At 49.3% G+C, this 19,812-nt stretch carries 16 protein-coding genes; 9 read left to right on the top strand and 7 right to left on the bottom strand.

Going from position 1 to position 19,812, the window contains the following annotated elements; genetic code table 11:
• Position 1 precedes the first annotated feature (1 nt).
• From HQN60_RS14525 to HQN60_RS14515, 3 genes are read left to right on the top strand one after another with little or no spacing between them, the layout of a single operon-like run.
• Positions 2-727: a class I SAM-dependent methyltransferase gene (locus HQN60_RS14525; RefSeq protein ID WP_173534340.1), complete on the top strand. Its 726-nt coding sequence runs from the start codon at positions 2-4 to the stop codon at positions 725-727.
• Positions 715-2,112 (top strand): GAF domain-containing protein, encoded by a 1,398-nt coding sequence (locus HQN60_RS14520; RefSeq protein WP_173534339.1) that lies wholly within the window; start codon positions 715-717, stop codon positions 2,110-2,112. Before HQN60_RS14525 ends, HQN60_RS14520 begins: the two co-directional genes overlap by 13 nt.
• A gap of 5 nt (positions 2,113-2,117) precedes the next feature.
• Positions 2,118-2,894: a TrmH family RNA methyltransferase gene (locus HQN60_RS14515; protein ID WP_173534338.1), complete on the top strand. Its 777-nt coding sequence runs from the start codon at positions 2,118-2,120 to the stop codon at positions 2,892-2,894.
• A 234-nt stretch (positions 2,895-3,128) separates the two neighbouring features.
• Here HQN60_RS14515 and HQN60_RS14510 read toward each other — a convergent pair whose 3' ends face one another.
• Positions 3,129-4,901, bottom strand: coding sequence for a glycoside hydrolase family 18 protein (locus tag HQN60_RS14510; RefSeq protein ID WP_173534337.1), 1,773 nt, complete (start codon positions 4,899-4,901; stop codon positions 3,129-3,131).
• Positions 4,902-5,071: 170 nt separating this feature from the next.
• On the opposite strand from HQN60_RS14510, the gene HQN60_RS14505 reads away from it, so the two are divergent.
• Positions 5,072-5,302 (top strand): DUF2789 domain-containing protein, encoded by a 231-nt coding sequence (locus HQN60_RS14505; RefSeq protein WP_173534336.1) that lies wholly within the window; start codon positions 5,072-5,074, stop codon positions 5,300-5,302.
• Here the strand turns inward: HQN60_RS14505 and HQN60_RS14500 are convergent.
• From HQN60_RS14500 to HQN60_RS14490, 3 genes are all read right to left on the bottom strand, one after another.
• A complete protein-coding gene (locus HQN60_RS14500; protein ID WP_173534335.1) occupies positions 5,299-6,060 on the bottom strand; it encodes a competence/damage-inducible protein A in 762 nt (253 codons plus the stop codon). The genes HQN60_RS14505 and HQN60_RS14500 overlap by 4 nt on opposite strands.
• Positions 6,061-6,148: 88 nt before the next feature.
• The gene (locus HQN60_RS14495; RefSeq protein WP_173534334.1) at positions 6,149-7,825 is read right to left on the bottom strand and encodes a DUF2813 domain-containing protein; all 1,677 of its coding nucleotides are present in this window, start codon (positions 7,823-7,825) and stop codon (positions 6,149-6,151) included.
• Positions 7,826-7,906: 81 nt separating this feature from the next.
• Positions 7,907-8,815 carry a LysR family transcriptional regulator gene (locus HQN60_RS14490; protein WP_173534333.1) on the bottom strand — a complete coding sequence of 303 codons (909 nt, stop codon included), beginning with the start codon at positions 8,813-8,815 and terminating at the stop codon, positions 7,907-7,909.
• 119 nt (positions 8,816-8,934) lie between these two features.
• On the opposite strand from HQN60_RS14490, the gene HQN60_RS14485 reads away from it, so the two are divergent.
• The 4 genes from HQN60_RS14485 to HQN60_RS14470 all read left to right on the top strand — a co-directional run bounded on the left by HQN60_RS14485 (position 8,935) and on the right by HQN60_RS14470 (position 13,893).
• Positions 8,935-9,939 carry a YeiH family protein gene (locus tag HQN60_RS14485; protein WP_173534332.1) on the top strand — a complete coding sequence of 335 codons (1,005 nt, stop codon included), beginning with the start codon at positions 8,935-8,937 and terminating at the stop codon, positions 9,937-9,939.
• A 437-nt stretch (positions 9,940-10,376) separates the two neighbouring features.
• A complete protein-coding gene (locus HQN60_RS14480) occupies positions 10,377-12,113 on the top strand; it encodes an alginate export family protein (RefSeq protein ID WP_173534331.1) in 1,737 nt (578 codons plus the stop codon).
• Positions 12,114-12,157: 44 nt separating this feature from the next.
• Positions 12,158-13,147 carry an SDR family NAD(P)-dependent oxidoreductase gene (locus HQN60_RS14475; protein ID WP_217390145.1) on the top strand — a complete coding sequence of 330 codons (990 nt, stop codon included), beginning with the start codon at positions 12,158-12,160 and terminating at the stop codon, positions 13,145-13,147.
• 320 nt (positions 13,148-13,467) lie between these two features.
• Positions 13,468-13,893 carry an ion channel gene (locus HQN60_RS14470; RefSeq protein ID WP_173534330.1) on the top strand — a complete coding sequence of 142 codons (426 nt, stop codon included), beginning with the start codon at positions 13,468-13,470 and terminating at the stop codon, positions 13,891-13,893.
• Positions 13,894-14,024: 131 nt separating this feature from the next.
• Here the strand turns inward: HQN60_RS14470 and HQN60_RS14465 are convergent, their stop codons facing one another.
• The 3 genes from HQN60_RS14465 to HQN60_RS14455 all read right to left on the bottom strand — a co-directional run bounded on the left by HQN60_RS14465 (position 14,025) and on the right by HQN60_RS14455 (position 16,923).
• Complete coding sequence (locus HQN60_RS14465) at positions 14,025-14,606, bottom strand: DUF4442 domain-containing protein (protein WP_173534329.1); 582 nt, start codon at positions 14,604-14,606, stop codon at positions 14,025-14,027.
• Between the two features lie 57 nt (positions 14,607-14,663).
• Positions 14,664-14,999 carry an antibiotic biosynthesis monooxygenase family protein gene (locus HQN60_RS14460; RefSeq protein ID WP_173534328.1) on the bottom strand — a complete coding sequence of 112 codons (336 nt, stop codon included), beginning with the start codon at positions 14,997-14,999 and terminating at the stop codon, positions 14,664-14,666.
• A 91-nt stretch (positions 15,000-15,090) separates the two neighbouring features.
• Positions 15,091-16,923, bottom strand: a complete 1,833-nt coding sequence (locus tag HQN60_RS14455; RefSeq protein ID WP_173534327.1) for an ABC transporter ATP-binding protein — start codon at positions 16,921-16,923, stop codon at positions 15,091-15,093.
• Between the two features lie 179 nt (positions 16,924-17,102).
• Here HQN60_RS14455 and HQN60_RS14450 point away from each other — a divergent pair, with 179 nt between their 5' ends.
• Positions 17,103-19,730, top strand: a complete 2,628-nt coding sequence (locus HQN60_RS14450) for a DUF1631 family protein (protein WP_173534326.1) — start codon at positions 17,103-17,105, stop codon at positions 19,728-19,730.
• The last annotated feature ends 82 nt before the right edge of the window (positions 19,731-19,812 follow it).

Raw genomic sequence — 19,812 nt, 5'->3', positions numbered from 1 at the left:
CATGTCAGTGACAAATTGGCCGCAAAGCGCCATTTTTTTGTTGATCACTTCGGCTTCTTTGCTGCTTCTTTATCCCATCTGTCATTTTTTTAGCCCTTTGCTGGCGACGATGATCATTCCAATGGCGGCGTTTTTAGCCGCTTATTTATTGCATGATCGCTTCTGGTGGAAATGGATGCATTTATGCTTTTTGCCATTACTGCTGCTGTTTTCTCAGTTAAATATTCAATCGTATTGGTATTTATTCGCCTTGCTGCTGTGTTGGTTTATCTTTGGCCGGGTGATGATCTCGCGAGTGCCGTTGTATTTAAGTAATCGCTCTGCTTTACAACAACTAGCAGGTATAGTGCCAGAGCAGGCGCGTTTCTTAGATATTGGTGCTGGTACCGGTACTGTTTTGCACTACTTAGCGCAGCATCGCGAAGACTTAAGCCTAAGTGGTGTGGAGTATGCCAAAGGGCCATGGCTAGTCGGTAAAGTTCGATTGCCTGCCAATGTAGCGTGGCTCAATACCGATTACCAAAACGTTGATTTAGGCGCTTTTGAATGCGTGTATGCTTTTTTATCCTCTGCGGCAATGCCGGATTTGTGGCAGCAAGCGGTAGCGCAAATGCGTCCTGGTACTTTGTTTATTAGTAATACCTTTGTGGTTCCAGAAGCTCCTGCGGATCAAGTGATCGAATTAAATGATTGGAAAGACGGTAAGCTTTTCCTATGGCGAATGTAAAATCAGTAAGTAATGCTTGGCTGCAATTTTGGGATCGCCGTGCGATTCCTATCTTGCAAGAGTCTCGCAATCAATTGATGGGGATGATTCGCCGTGCTGACCTGATTCGGCCCGGTGAAGTGGCCGAAATTGTCGCACGTGATCCATTACTGACCGCACAAGTGCTCAGAATGATGAATCAGCGGCAAAAAAGCAGCATGTCGGCAGATGTGGTGGCGATTGAGTCTGCAATCCTGTTAATCGGTGTGACGCCATTTCTGGAACGTTTTGCTCGCGCACAAACGGTAGAGAGTGTCATGTTGCCGACACATCAGGCGGAGTACGGGCAACTACTCAAACGTGTTTTTGAAGCGCGCTTGGCACGGCGCTTAGCTACGGTTTTTGCCAACAAACGTTTTGATGCCAAAGTAGGAGAAATCCAAGCCGCTGCGGTGTTGGCTAATTTGTGTGAGTCATTGGCAATCATTAGTCCCCATCTTGATGAGCAAGCGCCTGCAGCATCTTTGGATTTGTTGAGCTTGCTCGAACAATGGCAAATGCCCACCGCCATTTTGGATCTCATTCGGGTTGATGCTGAGCCCGCAACGCGCAGCGTGCTACAGCATGCAGTAGTGCCCTTATCGCGGCAATTAGAGCGAGGGTGGTGGCAAGACGAAATTCAGCAGCGGTTACTGACCATTGCTGGCGTGTTGAACTTCCCCGCCGAACAAGTTTGGCAATTGCTGACTGAGCAGTTGCTCGCCTTTGCACGTAAAGAGGGCAAAAGCAGTCAACTGTATACACCAGCACGTTATTTGGTCATGTTGCCCGGTGCTTGGCCGGCGCCCGCGAGCACCGCACCTGCAGCCAATCTGGCTGCTGCAATTCCAGCGAAGGATATCTTGGCTGAACGAATGCAAGCTTTGCATTTGGCGGGCGTGCAAGGGGTGCCGACGAATCAAGTTATGGCTTTAGCCGTTCGCGCCTTGGCCGAAGGCCTAGGCATGCAGCGCATTGCATTTACTTTATTGATGGCGGCGGAAAATGCGCTACGCGCTCGGTATGTGCAAGGTGTTACCCCGACAGACCCATTGCATGCATTACGAATTTCTTTAGAAAAGCAGCATATTTTTACCAAGTTATTGCAAAAACCACAGAGTTTTTGGCTTAATGCGGATAATTACACTCAGTTTTCGCCGCATTTACCGCCAGAATTGGTCGCGCAAATTGGCGCAAAAAGCTTCTGTGCGATGTCCATTTTTGTGGGAGCGCAACCTGTGGGTTTAATTTATGCCGATTCAGGTTTGGATGGCACAGTGAATGAATTTCACTACACGCATTTTAAACAAATATGTATTTTGGCGAGCAAGGCCTTGGCGCATAACGCTCGCCGCTCTTCAGTGTGAAATCAATGGAAATTATTACCTCATCGCAAAACAGCCTTTTTAAACAAGTGATGAAGTTATCGCAAAATCGGCGTGAGCGAATTAAAACGCAACAAACCCTGCTCGATGGCAGTCATTTATTAGCCGCATGGCTCGATGCGGGCCATCCGATTGAAAAAATCATTGTTTCCGAGTCTGGTTGTCAACGTAGTGAAATTCAAGCCTTGTTGGCGCGCAGTCCAGCGCATGTGGTTTGTTTTGCCAACGCATTATTTAATCAGCTAACGGACTTACCCAGTGCCAGTGGCGTATTGACCGTGGTGGCGATTCCTGCTGCACCAATTGCGCAATATTCGGGGTTTGTGTTGTTGCTTGACGGCGTGCAAGATCCGGGCAATGTCGGCGCGATTTTGCGTACGGCACAAGCGGCTGGTGTTGAGCAGGTATTGCTCTCTAGTGCCTGTGCAGATGTCTGGTCGCCGAAGGTACTCAGGGCGGGTATGGGGGCGCAGCTGGCTTTGCCGATGATTGAAAACGCCGATCTTTGCCTGTTTGCTAGCCAGTTTAAAGGACAAATCGCCGCCACTTTACTTGATGGCGCAGTTGATCTTTATGATGCTCCGCTGACTGGGTCTTTAGCGCTGGTTTTGGGCTCAGAAGGCGCAGGGGTGAGTGAAGCATTGGCTAAAATGGCCACGCAGCGGATTAAAATTCCGATGCAGCAAGGCATTGAGTCGCTCAATGTCGGTCATGCGGCAGCGATTTGTTTATATGAAATTAAGCGACAAAATCGCAGTACTTAATGCGTAAACGCACTTTAAAATAATGGCATGGCGATAACGCCGATTTTGCCGCGCTCGCAATTTGTGAGCGCGGTTTTCGTTTACCAGTGCATTCATTCCTTATTGCTCTTGCTGAGTGGCAATGAATGATGTGCGATCAAGAATAAAAAGCGGCTGCCGCCTTTAAAAAAACTGAGGCGATACAGCCGTTTAAAAAAACACTTCAATCGGTTAAATTAGCGAAATATTCGCTAATTATTTTTTAATCAGTCCTTGGTAAATGGTGTCGACTAATTCAGCATCGGCGCTGTCTTGCGACAATTCCCACGCCATAATACCGCCGAGTTTTTTCTTTTTAACGAAAGCAATTTTCTCTTTTAATAATTGCACATCGTCATACACCCAAACGTCTTTACCATTCACTTTCCACACTGCACGCGTTTTTTCATCGCGATGCACCGTGCCGGGCAAGGTTTTTAAGTAAGAATAAGGCGCAGAACCCGCTTCAAGTGGACCTTTGGCTTTAGCGATTGCCGGTTGGTACAGGCCGTTGTTCTCTAAGCTATTTACGGTCCAGCCATAGCCATAAAATGGCACGCCCAACACGATTTTATTGGCAGGTACGCCGCGGCCGAGGTATTCATCAACGGTGCTATCCACTGAAACTCGGTCTTTTGCGCCGCCGATTAAAGTGGCATGGTGTCCGGTGGTGGCAGACCATGGGCCGGTGAAGTCATACGTCATGAGGTTGATCCAGTTTAATGACGGAATGACTTTTTCTAGCTCGATTTTTTCTGATTTTGAGCTGGCCGCAGGCGTGGCAATCGTGAGTAGCAGACCGGGTTGAACTGCATCGATTTGCTTACGGAACTCAGCGAGTAGCGCGGTATAGTTAGGGGTGTCTTCTTCGCGAACGATATTGCCATCATTGCCGGCGGAACCTGGGTATTCCCAGTCGATATCAAAGCCATCAAATACCCCAGCGGCAAGGCCAGGTACCACTTTACCGTTTTTATCCGGCACATTGCCTTTGATGTAGGCATCAACGCAAGACTTAACAAATGCTTCTCGATTGGCCGGTAGCGCCGCATCTGAAAAGTGTTTCGACCACGTCCAACCGCCCAAACTGATGACCACTTTTAAATTCGGGTATTTTTTCTTTAATTGCTTAAGTTGATTCCAATGGCCGTATAAGCCTTTGTCGCCTTTATCTTCTAAACCATTGAGCGTTTTATCGGCTGCTAACGGTAGCCAGTAATCGTCACCGGCCGTGCCTTCGCCAGCTTGATCAACGCCAACCACACAACGATTGTTTTTTACATTACCAAAGGCGTATTCAAGCACGGTGATTTTGCCGGCCGCGCCGCTGGTTTCGAGGTTTTTAACGTTAAAATCGCTGCTGTGTTTACCCCAAGAGGTGAAATACATCACCGACTGTGGGCTGCTTGGCCCCGCAGCCCCGCTGGTAATCGGTTTGACTACGCTGGCAGCACTGGCGGCGGTATTGTCAGCATCAAGGCGAATGAGTTTGAGGTTGTCAATAAAGGCATCTTTGCCTTCCCCTTTGGCTGAATCCCATTGTTCCCACTTCAAATGGAAATCAAATTTAGCCTTAAATTCGATTTCATAATGTTCCCATTTTTTGGTGTCTTTCAGGCGATTGGGAAATCCATTGGCGGTACTGGCAATCCATTGTTCTTTGCGACCGGGTTTGCCTTCATCCAAACCGAGCGTTGCGCCGCAATTGCTGCCGCACATCCCCAAATAATCAAAAACAATTTTATATTGGCCGGCTGGAAATTGCTTACGGCTAAAAATATCGCCAATATTAACCGGTTTATTAAAGCGCGCAGCTTTGTTTTCAGCATTGAGCGGATCGGGCTCAATCGAGGTGTATATTGGCGAGGTTTCTTCTCCGCCTAGGCCAATCCATTGACTTAAATCTTGATTGAAGTTGTCTTCCATGACCGGCGTCTCGGCGTGGGCAAACGCGGTAACAAGCAGTAATGGTAATAGTTTTTTTCTCATTATTATTCCCCCTCAGTAAGGCAAAAAAAGCCAGTGCTTAGCTTACTGGAAAGGGGGCGCGACATACCAATTTATATGCCGTTGTGTTTGATTTGTAGCGATTAAAAATGAGCTACAACAAGATCAGATGCTGTGTTTAATTTAGAACTTTTATCGGGAGGGAATGAACGATGGATACCAATACACATACCTTGGCAGTCTTGTTTGCCCAATTGGGTTTGCCTAATGAGCCGCAAGCGATTGAGCAGTTTTTGGCCGCACATCCATTGCCTCGAGGCGTGCCGATCGCGCAAGCTTCGTTTTGGACGGCCAGCCAAGCTGCTTTTTTACGTGAGGCTTTAGAGCAAGATGCGGAATGGTCCGAGTCGATTGATATGCTGGCCAATTTGTTGAGCAATTAGTCGCTCGGCGTATTGGCGGGCTCTAAAAATAAATAGCCCAGTTGACTCAATTGTTGCTGTAAAAAATCAATTGCCGTTTGGCTGTCGTGCACATCGCCTTGCACGCTAAATTCGATATGCGCTTGCTGGCAATGGGGGTTGCCAAAACTAGGTAAGCTAGAAAAAGTCAGTTGCGGCCATTGATCGACAACGGCTTGCATAACATCAATCAAATCACCTTCTTTAGCGTCGAGCACGGTCAAGCTGCGGCGAGTGGCCAGAGTGCCGGCGGTGTAGTACTGATCGAGTAGCCATTCCACCATCGGCCAAGCCATCGTGGGAAAGCCCGGCAGCAAATAATGCTGTGCAATCGCCGCGCCCGCCACTTGGTTGACTGGATTGGGGATGATGCTTGCGCCTTGGGGGAACTCCGCCATTTTTATGCGATGCGGATACGCATCATCCCCAAAGCGCTGCTCAATCAGTGCCGCTGCTTGCGGTTGCAGTTGTAATGGCACATTGAGCGCGCTAGCGAGGGCGGCACGCGTAAAGTCGTCGGGCGTAGCGCCAATGCCGCCGCAGCTAATGACGTGGCGCTTTTCGGCCAAAGTGCGCTGAAAATGTGCGATCAGCGTCGCCGGATCATCCGGTAAATAATGCACGCTGCTTAAGGTATGGCCGCGCGACTGCAGTCGCTGCAAAATCGCCGCAAAGTGCTGGTCGACACGCCGGCCGCTTAAAATCTCATCACCAATAATCAATACAGTAAATTGCGCCATTGTGCCGGATCCATAAAAGTATTTTCTGTGGGTATATCCATGTAGCTTTTATACTCTGTACGCTACATGAATATACATTGCAAAGTAATTAGCTGCTTTCTTCGCTTAAAGTTTGTAGGGTTTGAAACATGTTTTGCAAAACTGCCGGCACAGCTTGGCGGCCTTTGATTTCGGCGGCTTCGGCGATTTCGAGCGCCATGCCCGGTTTGGAGTGATGGCGTAGCGCGCGGCTGATGATTTCTTCATCGTTGAGTGGTGGCTGTTGTTCTAGTGCGGCACGGTAATAGTGATTCATTTCGCCGCGTGGTGCAGCAGCTTGGCGATAGGTGTCGGCAAAGCCGTTATCCCACAAAAAGTGCTCGATGTCGCGGCAGTTAAGCATCGTAATGTGCTGCTCTTCTGGACGATTCCCTAGTAGGCTGCGGGCGCGTTTTTGGTATTTCATGCCAGCGTCGTCGCCGTCGCAAATCACATGCCAATGAATGCCCAAATGATCGGCAAATTTAATCAGCGGCGCTAAGCCCGCTTGGGCAAACTCAACGCAGCGTATGCCTTCGAGTGGAAAATTAACCCCGCAAATTCGCGCAAGTTCCGGTAATAACCAAAACTCAGTTTCCCCCTCAACCAATAGCCAAACTCGGGCAAACATGCTGCTGGCGCGATTGCTGCGAATATGAAAAGCGACTTTTCTGGCGTCAGACATCGATAGCGCGTGATCGGCCAATTGATAAACGTGTACGTGATTACTCCGGCGCACTAAGCGGCGCAGCGCGTGCTGCGCAAAGCTGCCAAGTAAGTCGCCATTGTTGGTGGTGATGATTTTTTGTAAGGTGAGTTGCTCGATTAAGCCCCAAATCATCGCCAATTGAATTGGGTGCAGATGGGTTTCGGGGTCTTCCATCACCATAATGGGTTTGGCATCGGCGTGAAGTGGGTTTTCGCCACGTGCGGCCAATAAAGCACCGAGCAACATCAGCAGCGTCACGCGGCGCGAACTCGAACCAGAACGATTGGCGATTTCAATTAAAGTGTCGTCGTCACGAAAATTAAGCGGCGCAGCAGCGATTTGTTCTGCCAGCCGTTGTGGTGGCTCTTTGCCTTGTAATAAGTGTGCTTGTTCGTGAAACAGCGCTTGCATTGCGGCTAAACCCGCGGATAACTCTTGCGGGTGCAGCTGATGCGGCAACGTTAGAATTCGCTCAAACACGGCGCGCACCGCGGCACTGGCGGGCAGTAGCGGGTCGTCATCGTGAGCTTGACTGGCTAGGCGCGGATGGGTGAGCCAATCGGTGAGTTGCATATCGCGAAAGCGTAATACTGGATGCAATTGAATTAATTGCGTAGCGAGCGCATCGCTATTGGGGTGCTCAATTTCGTTGCCATCGGCGCCAATAAAGCTGCGCCGAGCGCGAATCTCGGTGTGACCAAAGCGCTCAGCAGCAAAGCGCAGCGCCAAGGTGCTCACCCCATTGGCATTGGGCCAAGTCAGTGCCCCCCAAGCGTTGGGTGTATGGCACTGAAAAACCAAAGTAATGTGTAGGCGGCGCGCAATACTGGCGCGCGAATTGGCGATGCGATGAAAGTCATCATGGGTAAATAAAGTGGCAATCGGGGCTGGGCTAGAGAGGCAGCGGCAGAGGGCGCTAATGAGGCTGGTTTTTCCCCAGTTATTTTCGCCAAAGAGCGCTGTTGCGTTGGCATTCAATGCTAAGTCGATTTGACTAATGCCACGAAAATTGGTGATTTGAAGCCGAGCCAGTTGCATTGTCGATTACCGAGTCAAGAAAGGGCGTCACGTTGATCAATGCAATCATAACATGCACTTGTCAATGTTCGTCAGCACGCATCAAGTGCTTTGTTTTTCTGCCTCTTGTTCGTTGTCTAGCCATTGATGACACGCCAAACGTAAGCGCTCTGCACCGGCGGTAAGTTGTTTTTCTGCATGCCACACAATAAAAAATCGCCGCTCCAAAGCATGGTTTTTTAAGTGAATGGTGGCAAAAGTGCCTGCCGCCAATTCGCGCTTGATCGCGCGGCGTGAGCCGCAACTAATGCCCATATTCAGTCGTATTGCTTCTCGAATCGCTTCGCCACTACCTAATTCAAGCACCACATTGATGGTGCCTAGATGGGGCAACAGCATGGTTTCTAAACTTTGCCGCACGCCAGAGCCCGGTTCGCGCAAAATCCACGCGCATTGCGCTAGTTCAGAGGGGTTGGGTGTCGTTCCCGCCAATGGATGGTCAGGATGACAAAAAATAACCATTTCATCTTTGAGCCAGAGCTCGCACATTAAATTACTGTGGGTGAGCGGCGCTTCGATCAGGCCAATATCGGCTTTGCAGTCGAGCAGCATTTTCATGACTGCCGGTGAATTGCCGATTTCAACTTCGTAGCGGGTGTTCGCAACTTGCATTAAAGGCGCGAGCAGCGCCGGTAAAACATAATTGCCGATGGTTAGACTGGCGGCGATTTTAAGTCGGCTGGGCGCCCCTTGCTGGTAAATGGTTTCTAAATCATTGGCTTGTTGCAGCATATTGAGTGCCCGCGGCAATAAATAGCGGCCGTGTTCATTGAGCGTGACTCGGCGGCCGATTCGATCAAACAAGGTCACGCCTAAGCGGCGCTCTAATTCGCCAATCGCGCCACTCATTGCCGATTGTGAAAGCCCAAGTGCCGCACCCGCTGCAGTAACTTGCCCCGCTTGGCTGATGGCGACAAACACTTCGAGCTCTCTGAGGGTGATTTTTAGCATGGTATTTTCGCTTAATCGGTTTTTCCGATGATTATAGCCTGAAAATACGGTTTATCTTGATGTAGGGGTGGGGGATATAGTGGCGTTGTCCGCAAATAAAAACATCACTGGATCAACTTATGACCTTCATGAATCAACTTAAATCCTGTGCACCCGGTTTGGCCGTGGTTTTGGGTTTGACGATTATTTCAACCCTTGTCGGTAATGCATTTCCACTCATGGGTGGCGCAGTAGTTGGGATTTTACTGGGTATTATCATCCGCAGTCGTACGACAATTGCACCGCAATTTAGCGCGGGGATTCAATTTTCATCCAAGCAAATTTTACAATGGTCGATTGTTGGCTTGGGCTTTAGCTTACCGATTGCCGATGTGATTAAAACCGGCATGAGCTCGTTAGAAATCACTTTTGCCACCATTACCGCCGCGGTACTCAGTGCCATTATTTTTGGCCGCTTATTGAAAATTCCACTTAAATTGTGTGTATTAATCGGCACCGGCACGGCGATTTGTGGTGGCTCAGCCATCGCTGCGATTACCCCTGTGGTCAAGCCCGATGAGCACGATACCGCGTTCGCGTTATCAACGATTTTCTTATTTAATATTGTCGCCGTGCTGGTATTTCCTGCGATTGGTCAGATGCTGGGCATGAGCGACACTGGTTTTGGTATGTGGGCCGGCACTGCAATTAATGACACCTCGTCAGTGGTCGCTGCCGCGTATTCATGGAATGACAATGCCGGTGACTATGCCACGATTGTGAAGTTAACTCGCGCCATGTTGATTATTCCAGTGACGTTGATTTTTGCTTTCTTATTTGGCATGACCCGTCGCAAAGAAACCATTAGCGAAGAAACCGGCTCAGTGTGGAAAGCGGTGCCTTGGTTTATCTTGTGGTTCTTATTGGCTTCTTTGTTTGGCAGTATGCTGCCTGATTGGATGATTAAAACCGCGCAGTTTATTGCCCCAGTGATGATTACGATGGCTTTGGTGGCGATTGGTTTGTCGACTGATTTGGGCCGGATGCGTCAAACCGGCTGGCGTCCAGTGGCTTTAGGTTTGTTGGTGTGGGTCAGTGTCGCCAGCACCAGCTTGGTGGTGCAGCATTTGACGGGTCGTTGGTAAGTTTTATAAAAATATCCATGAAGGGCTTACCAGCCCTTCAACGTTGACTCTAATCATCTTCATCCTACGGCTGTTTTGCTGAGTGGGTCTGCAAAACAGCATGTACGGCCCCAGTGTTTATAAATACTGATCTTATAAAGAATAAACTTTTTATCCTGAGTTTGATTTTCTCTCCGTATAGCTGTAAATGCAGCAGTCTCTTTTGATGTGCGCTACATTTTTTAGCAAAGCCAGTTTCGATATTGCGCGTTGCTTGTGTGTATGTTGGCACTCAATTTGAGGTGTATTCGCTTGTGCAATCAATGGCATTCATTTCCTTACTTCTCGCGTTTTATATGCATTTTTTGCAATGCTTGCTACGTTCAATATCTAGCGATGTGCTGCGGTTGAAGTTGCAGTCAATAAATTTTTTTGCTTAATGTCGATGGGAAAATGCGGTGAAACGAACGGATACTCAATCTTTGATCGGCGCGGGCATGATTTACCTCTTGCTGATGCTTGTTGCACTCAGTCTATGGCCTACTTTTGTGAGCGCTCAAAGTGGCGGCGATTTTAGCGGTAGCCGCATTGAATCGGTTCATGTTCAATTTGCGGATGGGCAGCAGGGAACGTCAACTTATCGTGATGCGATTTTGAAAGCCTTTTCAGTCGCCCCGGGAAGTCAATTTGATCCAGTACGCAGTAATTTAAAACTCAATCAGGTACGCCAGCTTAAATTTGTGCAAAAAGCCGGCTATCAGATAGAAACCAGTAGCAATGGTAATGTTGTGCTTACGCTTGAAATTACGCTTAGCGATGCGGCCAAACCGCTTGCCGAATCTGCGATGGGCGTGCTTGCTAATGGCAATTGGGCTGAGTTTCCAACCTTGTATGCCGATGAATATTCGGTGTTGCAAGCCAAGTTAGAAAACAAATCAATGGTGTTTTCGAATTCAAATGCTTTTTTTGGCCGTCCTGACCTTCTGACGATGGGTAACCCGCTCGCAATATCACCGTCAGGAAAGGGGGCCGATACGTGGGTTGAAAGCAGTGTTGAGCTCGGGTTGTATGGCCTGAATGCGCTTACCGAGCAAATTTCTGTTTTTGCCGGCGCAAGTGTGATTGCCTCAGGGTCTTGGGGGCCTGAACTCTTTACGGATGAATCTCGAGCCTATACCGGCGTTGAGGATGCTTACGCTGGCGTGATTGGCCGCAATACCACTGAGCAAGGAGGCGTTCGTCAAATGAGCTTGCTGTACGGGCGCAAAGCTTTTCAGGTTGATAATGGCATGATCCTCCGGTTGTCATCTGCCAATGGTGGTGAACGAGCTGCCTTGCAATCAAATCCCAGAAATGCGGCAGAGCAACTGATTCACGCGCAGTTTGTGTATGACGCGCATAAGCTGGAGATATTTCGCTTAGACCCAGATGAATTAGTAGAAACAGATAGCAAAACGCGTCTTCATGGTGTTAATTATGAGGGACAAGTACTACCTCAACTGCGCTTAGGAGCGATGTGGCTGCAGGTACCTAAGTCAAAATTCTCTTATTACACACTGAATGGCACGTTATCTCGCGAAGGCTTACGAGTAGCAGATCTTCGCCTTGCTTATGACGCGCTTGCGGGTGAGTCGAATTTTTACGCTCGTGCTGAAATTGCACGGCAAACCAATGCAAACTTTGATATGGATGCCCGTGGCGGCTACGTTGAAGCTGGCTACCAAGTGCTTAGTTTGCCGTGGCGGCCAACCTTCAGTTATCGCTACTCAAAATTTACGGGCGACAATCCTGATACGCCCACTTTCGAGCGCTGGGATCCTTTGTTTGCCGGAGGCAGTGGTGATGAATGGGTGCAAGGGTTGAATCAATATAAAGTGGTACAAACCTCAAATGTGATTGCCCATCGATTTATGTCTCGCCTGCAGCCTGCTCCGCGTTGGGAGTTAACACCGCAATTTTGGATATTTAAAGCCGATACCTTAAATAATTTGGGCGGTGCACAAGCTTTGTCGGTACTGCAATCGGACGACTTGGGTATGGAGCTTAACCTGACAGCAAGGTATGTGGCCAAGCCTAATTTGATTTTTGTTTTTTCTGCCGCTTATACCAAGCCTGGCGCCGCCATTCGCAAGGCATTAAACGATGATTACCGTAATTGGTTTAGTGCGAGCGCATTCATGATTGCACGCTTCTAAATGTTTGTCTCACGAGGTTTGTTCGTCTTTTAAAAGGAAAAATCATGCTTACGCTAAAAAAAACGTTAGGGATTGCTTTACTTGCCAGTAGTTTATTGGCTTTGGGTGGTCCGGCAATGGCAGCGTCTTATCAGACCGTCGATATAAAACCGCTTGATCCAGCTTTTTTTACCCCTAAGCGCCATGAAGGTCGCACCTATTTAATTACCGGTGGCGCACGCGGTATCGGCGCGGCATCGGCAATTCGCTTGGCGCGCGAAGGTGCCAAGATTGTGATTTTTGATGTGTTGGCAAAAGAGGGGAATGAGACCGTAGCACAAATCCGAAAAGAAGGTGGTCAAGCCGAATTTGTGAAAGGGGATGTTCGAAATAATGCAGATTTACAAAAGGCTGTGGATCTAGCGGTCAGTCAATATGGCGAACTCAATGGGGCACTCAATGCTGCTGGCGTGATGGCCGCCATGTCTCCTGATGTCGTGTTTGATTACCAAGCACAAAAAGATCTTTTACCCACGCCGATCGCCGATGCGGGCGATGAATATTTTGATACGTTGATGGCAATCAATGCGACGGGGGTATTTAAATCCATGCGTGCGGAATTAAAGCCCATGCTCAAACAGGGCAAAGGTGGTGCGATTGTTAATATTTGCTCGATTGCAGGGTTAACAGGCTTGGCAGGCAATTCGGCCTATGTTGCTAGTAAGCATGCGTGTAGTGGTCTTACTCGCAGCGGCGCCATTGATTATGCGCCATACGGTATTCGGGTAAATTCAGTCAATATGGCAGCGACCGAAACGGCCATGACCGATATGGCGATAAAGTATGTTATGGCTGCAGCTAAAGAAAATGCCCAGTCAACAGTGCCAAATATGGGGCGCACTAAGACGCTGAGTCTGCAAGCATATGCCGACAGTAAAAAACGTCAGGCAACGGTTTGGGAGCAGGCATCCGTGATTGCGTTTTTATTGTCAGATGAAGCCTCCAATTTAACCGGCGCACTTTATGCTACGGATGGGGGTTGGACTGCTTATTAAGTAGCTTGTCTCTTGCTTGAGTTGGGGCGCTAGTCGCTCGCAGCGTTCAAATTGCTTGGTATACGGTGTTCGTGTCGCCAGCACCAGCTTGGTGGTGCAGCATTTGACGGGTCGTTGGTAGTACTTGGGTTTAATTCGCTAATACAGGTATTGATTGATAGGGTATTGCGTTCTGTGCTTTTTTAAATAAAGCACAGAAGCCAATACCCTTTTATTTTGTGGGGTGTTTTTTGAACTATTGCTTGTGCTTCGCGCAAGAATAGCTGGAGCGCTCTAGACTGAGTGACAATTGATTGGAGTTTGTCTTTTGGGGGATTGAGATGATTTATTTGATCTGTGGGTTTTTACTGGTCGTCGCCACGGTGTTGATTCATGTGGTGGGCATTTTTTTAATTACTTATGTTGAAAAATTCTTAATCCAGCAATTTGCCAGCTCGATCATGGTTGAGGCGATTTTATTTGCCATCGTGACCTATTTATTGATGGTGGTGCATTTGGTATCGATCTTTCTTTGGGCCTTTGTGTATGTCGAGATTGGCGCCATGCATAATTTTAGCGATGCTTTTTTCTATTCGATTTCTAGTTATTCCACCGTCGGTTTTTATGCCGAAGGCCCAACTGGGCCGATTGGCCGATTAAGCGGGGCATTTGAATCTTGCGTTGGCATGGTGATGTTTGGCTTATCCGCGTCGTATTTATTTGGTATTCGCGGCAAGTTAAATGCCAATGCGCTTGCCAATAACTAAAGGGTATATGTCTGTGGTATATGTTTATAAATGATAGTGAACATATACCCTTGTATTTATGATAGGGCGAATTGAGCAACGTGTTGGATGTAATGACTCAATAGTGTTGAGGTCTGATTGTGTCTTTTTCCTTAATTTGGCTTTGACGAAGTGGGTGTTGCTGCGTCACTGGCTGCTTGCGCTAGTCGCTGGCGGCGTTCACGTTGTTTGGCGTCATAAGCCGATTTGTGCGCGATATACAATACGCGATCGACTTCGGCGCAGACATCGCCCTTGGCGTTCACCATTGCCACGGCATAGGTGCGGGTGATCTCTGGCGTGATGGCGAGTAATTGATGGATTTCAGTCAGTTCTGCTGCATCTAGTCTAAATTCCGCCGTTAGCGTGCTGAGCGCCGGGCGTTTAAAGCGGATGGTGCCGCCTTTATCCCAAACCACATACTCTTCGCCCAAATTAAAATACAGCATGCTCATATAAAAAGGATCGGTGGCGGCAAACATGCTGCCGCCAAACAGGCTGCCATTGAGGTTGCGCGTTTTCCAGTTTAGCGGCAATTTCACCGTGATTTGCCGCACGTCAGTGCTGATTTGGCTGACTTTGCAACCGGTGCGGCGGATCGCCGGATAGAAATTAAAACCGATTTTTAATAGCGCGGCAGCAAGGCGCGGTCGAGCAAGGATGGCAAAGGCGAGTTTTTTTACTAGGGGGGACATAGGTCATCCATCGGTTGATCATTGAGTTAAGCAATCCTGGTGCGCGTTGAACCCCAATTAAAATTCATAATCACGCTCCACTTTGGCAATGCGGGTTTTGTACTGGCTATACCACTGGGCGCGGCCTGACTTTTGCGCTAGTTGATGCTCGCTATGGGCTTTCCAGTTTTGGATTGAAGCTAAATCTGCCCAGTACGACACCGTGATGCCAATGCTGGCTCGGGCAGATTCAACCCCTAAGAATCCCGGTTGCTGTTGCGCTAATGCCAGCATTTTTTCCGCCATTTCAGCGTAGCCTTGGTCGTCCTCGGTGCGCGATGAGGTGAAAATCACGGCGTAGTAAGGTGGTTTTGGCGTGTTGGCATAGCTTGGGTGTTGGTTTTCAGTTGTCATGATGGTGCCGCCATTGCCTTGAAGTGTTAATCAGGGAAATCGTCAGTGATATGTCATGTTTACTGCATGCTGTACCACTGACGATGAGGGTTTAATCGGCTTCTTCGCCTAAAAATCCGCCGCTTTGATGTGACCACAGCCGCGCATACAGCCCGCCTTGTTCCAGCAGGCTTTGATGGTCGCCTTGCTCAACAATCCGTCCTTGGTCGAGCACGATCAGGCGATCCATCGCGGCAATGGTGGATAAACGATGGGCAATCGCCACCACGGTTTTGCCTTCCATTAAGCGGTATAAGCTGGTTTGAATCGCCGCTTCCACTTCAGAATCGAGCGCGCTGGTGGCTTCATCGAGCAATAAAATCGGGGCGTCTTTAAGCATTACACGCGCAATCGCAATCCGTTGGCGTTGCCCACCCGAGAGTTTGACGCCGCGCTCGCCCACATGCGCGTCGTAGCCGGTGCGGCCAGCAGGATCGCTTAAGTTCAGAATAAAATCATGCGCTTCGGCGCGTTTGGCGGCCGCAATCATTTCCTCATCGCTGGCATTGGGGCGACCGTATAGGATGTTTTCGCGCACCGAGCGATGTAATAGCGACGTGTCTTGCGTCACCATGCCGATATGGGCGCGTAAGCTGTCTTGCGATACTTGCGCGATGTTTTGGCCGTCTATCGTGATTTGCCCCGCCTGAATATCGTAAAAGCGCAGCAATAGATTAACAATCGTTGATTTTCCCGCGCCGGATCGACCGACTAAACCGATTTTTTCGCCGGCGCGAATGTGTAGCGACAATTGTTTCAGTAGCAAGCGATCTGCTTCGTAGCCAAAATCAACGTGTTGAAATTGCACCTCTCCGCGTGGAACGGTGAGTGCGGTGGCGTCTGGGGCGTCGTTGACTTCATGTGGCGTGGTGAGGGTGTTGATGCCGTCTTGTACGGTACCAATATGCTCAAACAGCGCGGCGATTTCCCACATAATCCATTGCGACATGCCGTTTAAACGCAGTGCCATCGCCAATGAGGCCGCCACCGCGCCCGCAGTCACTTGGCCGTGGCTCCATAAATACAATGCCGTCCCAGCGCTGGCAATAATCAAGCCGACGCTTAAGGTGTGATTGACGACTTCAAAGCTGCTGACCAAACGCATTTGCCCATGCACGGTATGCATAAACTCTTGCATGGCGCTGCGGGCAAATGCCGCTTCTCGGCGGCCGTGCGAAAACAGCTTTACTGTTGCAATATTGGTATAAGCATCGGTAATTCGCCCCGTCATCAATGAGCGAGCGTCTGCTTGGTTTTGCGCCGCTTTGCCTAGGCGCGGCACAAAATAAAACATCGCGCCAATATACAGCAGCATCCATGACAAGAGCGGCACCAGTAGCCACAGATCAAAGCTGCCAGCAACGGCCAGCATGGTGAAAAAATAAATCGCGACAAACACCATAATGTCGGTCACGATAAATACCGTTTCGCGTACCGCTAACGCCGTTTGCATGACTTTGGCTGAAACGCGACCGGCAAATTCATCTTGATAAAAACTCATGCTTTGGTTGAGCATTTGCCGATGAAAATCCCAGCGCAGCAACATCGGGAAATTACCCGCTAAGGCTTGATGTTTCAGCAAAGTTTGCAGCCCGACCAGCAGTGGGCTGAGTAATAACACCCCCGCAATCAGGCTAAGGCGAAAGTGCTCTTGCGCCCAGAGTTGACTTGGCTCGACGTGAGCTAACCAATCAACAATATGCCCCAGCAAACTATACAAAATTGCTTCAAAAGAACCAATGATGGCGGTGCAGAGCATCATGCCAAAAATCAGTGGGCGTAGTCCTTTTGTACAGCGCCATATAAATGATTTGAAATCATGAGGTAAGGTTTTGTTTTGCTGTTCAGGGTAGGGGTGAACTATATTTTCAAAAAGTCGAAACACTGAGAGTGAGCCTTGCTGCCATTCGGATAGCTAGATTGTACCGAATCTGTCGCAAGCAGCGCGGGCTATTGTCAGTTATCATCCGGTTTTTATGCAGTTTGAGTTGAGTGATGTTGCTCAACTTAGCGCAAGGCAATTTCGGCTAAGCCGACTTAATTCGATGTGTGAGGGTGTGCCAGATGGATAGAAATGATTTACTCATTGCGACGCGCTCGGTGTTTTTGGCTGAATTTAATCAAAGAATGCCGATGGTGCTGGCGCATTCGACAGGGCAATTATTTAATCAGGCCGATCGGGCCACCTCAATGCTTGAGCAACGCCGTTTACTCGCTGCGCGGCAATTGATTATGAATCACGATCAAAAGTTGGAGCAGCAGCTATCGCGTCAAGTTGAGCAATTATTGCATCGCAGTTTTCAAACGGCTTACAACCATTTTCGTCCGTCCTTTACCGAGGGGCTTAATGCCACATTGTCCTTGGTGGAATCGGCGTCGTTTGAAGAAGAATTGCATATTGACCAAATTACCACGCGTTTTCGGCAAGAGGCCGAAGAAGGTATTCGTGATTTAAATATTCGTATTGCATTATTGCTTGAGCAAGACGTGATTAAAGAACGTGAAAACCCGTTTCGTACTTATATTATCTCGCGCAGTATTGCCAATGCTTTAGAAGAAACGGTGGCCGAAACCGCCAGCGATAATGAATTAATTCCTGTGCTATTAGCGCAACTCACCACATCAATGTGCCCGCATATCGCGCCGCTGTATGAGGCATTAAATCAGCTACTGGCCCAGCATGGGATTGCCGCCCAATTGCAGTTGAAGGTCAGAAAACAAAGTGAGCCAGCGGCCATCGCGGCCGGCAATTTGCTTGATCTACCGGATGAATCGCCCTCGGCATTAACGCCCGACGCGCAATACAGCGAACCGGCATCGCGAGGCAGTGAGTCGCCGCGTGCCGCGTCAACCCCACGTTTGGCGGGCTCATCCACGGGTTCATCGGCGGGCTCGGTAGCCGCAGCACCGTGGGGCGCACGCTCGGAAGATCAATTTTTGGATTTTGTGCAATCTAGACCGTCTGCATCGCAGGCTGCATTGCAAGGGGCTGCGCCAGCGAGTGTACCGAATGCTGTGGCAGGCATGGGGTCTGGCGGTTCTGGCGGTTCTGGCTTGATGGATTCGGCGGCAGAGCCGTTGATGGCGTCGAGTAACGAGGCACGCGCCAGCATGGTGCGGGCACCGTCATGGCTGAGTCATATTGGGCAGGTGGGTCGCAGCATTCAGCAATTTTTTAGTGGGCATAGTCTGCAGCAAGGTGCGCAGGGGCAAGCCCCGGTGTGGGATGACGCCGCATCGCTGGAACTGCGTTCGGTGAGTGCGCCGCTGAGCCAATCACTGCAAAGTCTGATTGAAGTCGCCACGCCAACGGCAGAAGCCATGTGGAATGGCGATGGCAAGCTACGCAATTTGATTTTAGAGCAGCGCCAACAATTGGGTGCCAGCACCAGCGATGTCAATGAAGCAATGACCATTGATGTGGTGGCCATGCTGTTTGAATTTATTTTGCGTGACGATAAAGTGCCGGCCGAAGTTCGGGCGCAGCTAGGGCGTTTGCAGTTTTTGGTATTAAAAATCGCGCTGCAAGATCCAAATCTATTTGCCAGAAAAACCCACCCGGCGCGCATGTTGGTTAACCGAATTGGCTCGATCTCTCTGGGGATGCAGCAAAACAGTGAAAGTGCCGTCCGAGTCAATACCGAAATTTGCCGCATTGTGGCGATTATTTTGGCCGATGAAAACGAAGATCTGGCCTTGTTTGTGCAAATGCTCGATGCGCTGGATGCGTGGGTCGCCAATGAATTAGCGCATTGTGAAAAAATGGCCAGTAGCGCCACGCAAGTTTTGGATTCTGCCAAACAGCGCACATTACATTTTGCGCGTATTACCGCGATGATTTCCGACGCTTTATCGCCCTATACCATTGAGCCGTATTTGTATGATTTTTTGGTCAGCACTTGGGCGCGAGTGATTGAGTTAGCGGGGCGCGAAGCGCCGCATAAAGCAACGCAGTATCGCTTATTGGTGCCCGATTTAATTTGGAGCTTGGCGCCAAAAGTTGATCGTGATGAATGCAAAATTTTATTGGGTTTGATTCCAACCATGATCGCCACTTTGCGCGAAGGGGTGTTAACGCTCAATTGGACGGCCGAACAATTACAAGAATTAAATCTGCACTTGGTTGACGCGCATCGTTTGGCGATGCGCTCAGGCTCAAGTCAGGTGCTGAGTGCTGTGCCGCCGCCTTTGTCAGTGATGCACGAGGCTTTTGCGCCGTTTTTGGATGCGGTGCATAGCACTGAAATCACCGAGAATGAGGTCGTGGTCACGTTAAATCCACTGTTTATTCAAGCTGAGATCGATGCTTTAGAAGTTAATCTCAATCTGATTGATCAATTGATAGAGTCGGAATTAGGGCCGCAAACTGCAGTTGAAATCGACAGCGTAGATGAAGATTTTACGGCGTGTTTAAGTAATGGCGTGGCGGTGGAGGTTAATTTTGCTGGCACCGCGCGTATTGCCCAGTTGAGCTGGCAAGCGAATCATCCCGATGCGATTGTCTTGACTTGGCCTGATCAAGACGCGCCGGCAGTATTGAGCTTGCGGGCGTTTCGCCGTTTGTTTGCGCGTGATCGCGTGCGCTTTTTAGAGCAAGCACCACTCTTTGATCGGGCAATGAGCGAATTATTGGCCTCGGCCGAGCAAGTGGCCAGTACCGAAACGGCATTGCCCAGCATGGCAATGGCCTAAATCGCCCCAGTCATGGTAATGGCTTAAAACAACCCAAGTAGGGGAATGGCCTAAAACGGCCCAAGCATGCAATGCCCTAAAA

It is taken from the genome of Deefgea piscis (genome assembly GCF_013284055.1).
Classification (GTDB): domain Bacteria; phylum Pseudomonadota; class Gammaproteobacteria; order Burkholderiales; family Chitinibacteraceae; genus Deefgea; species Deefgea piscis.
Note: the sequence above shows the minus strand (reverse complement) of the source record. Positions and strands in the feature narration are given on the sequence as shown.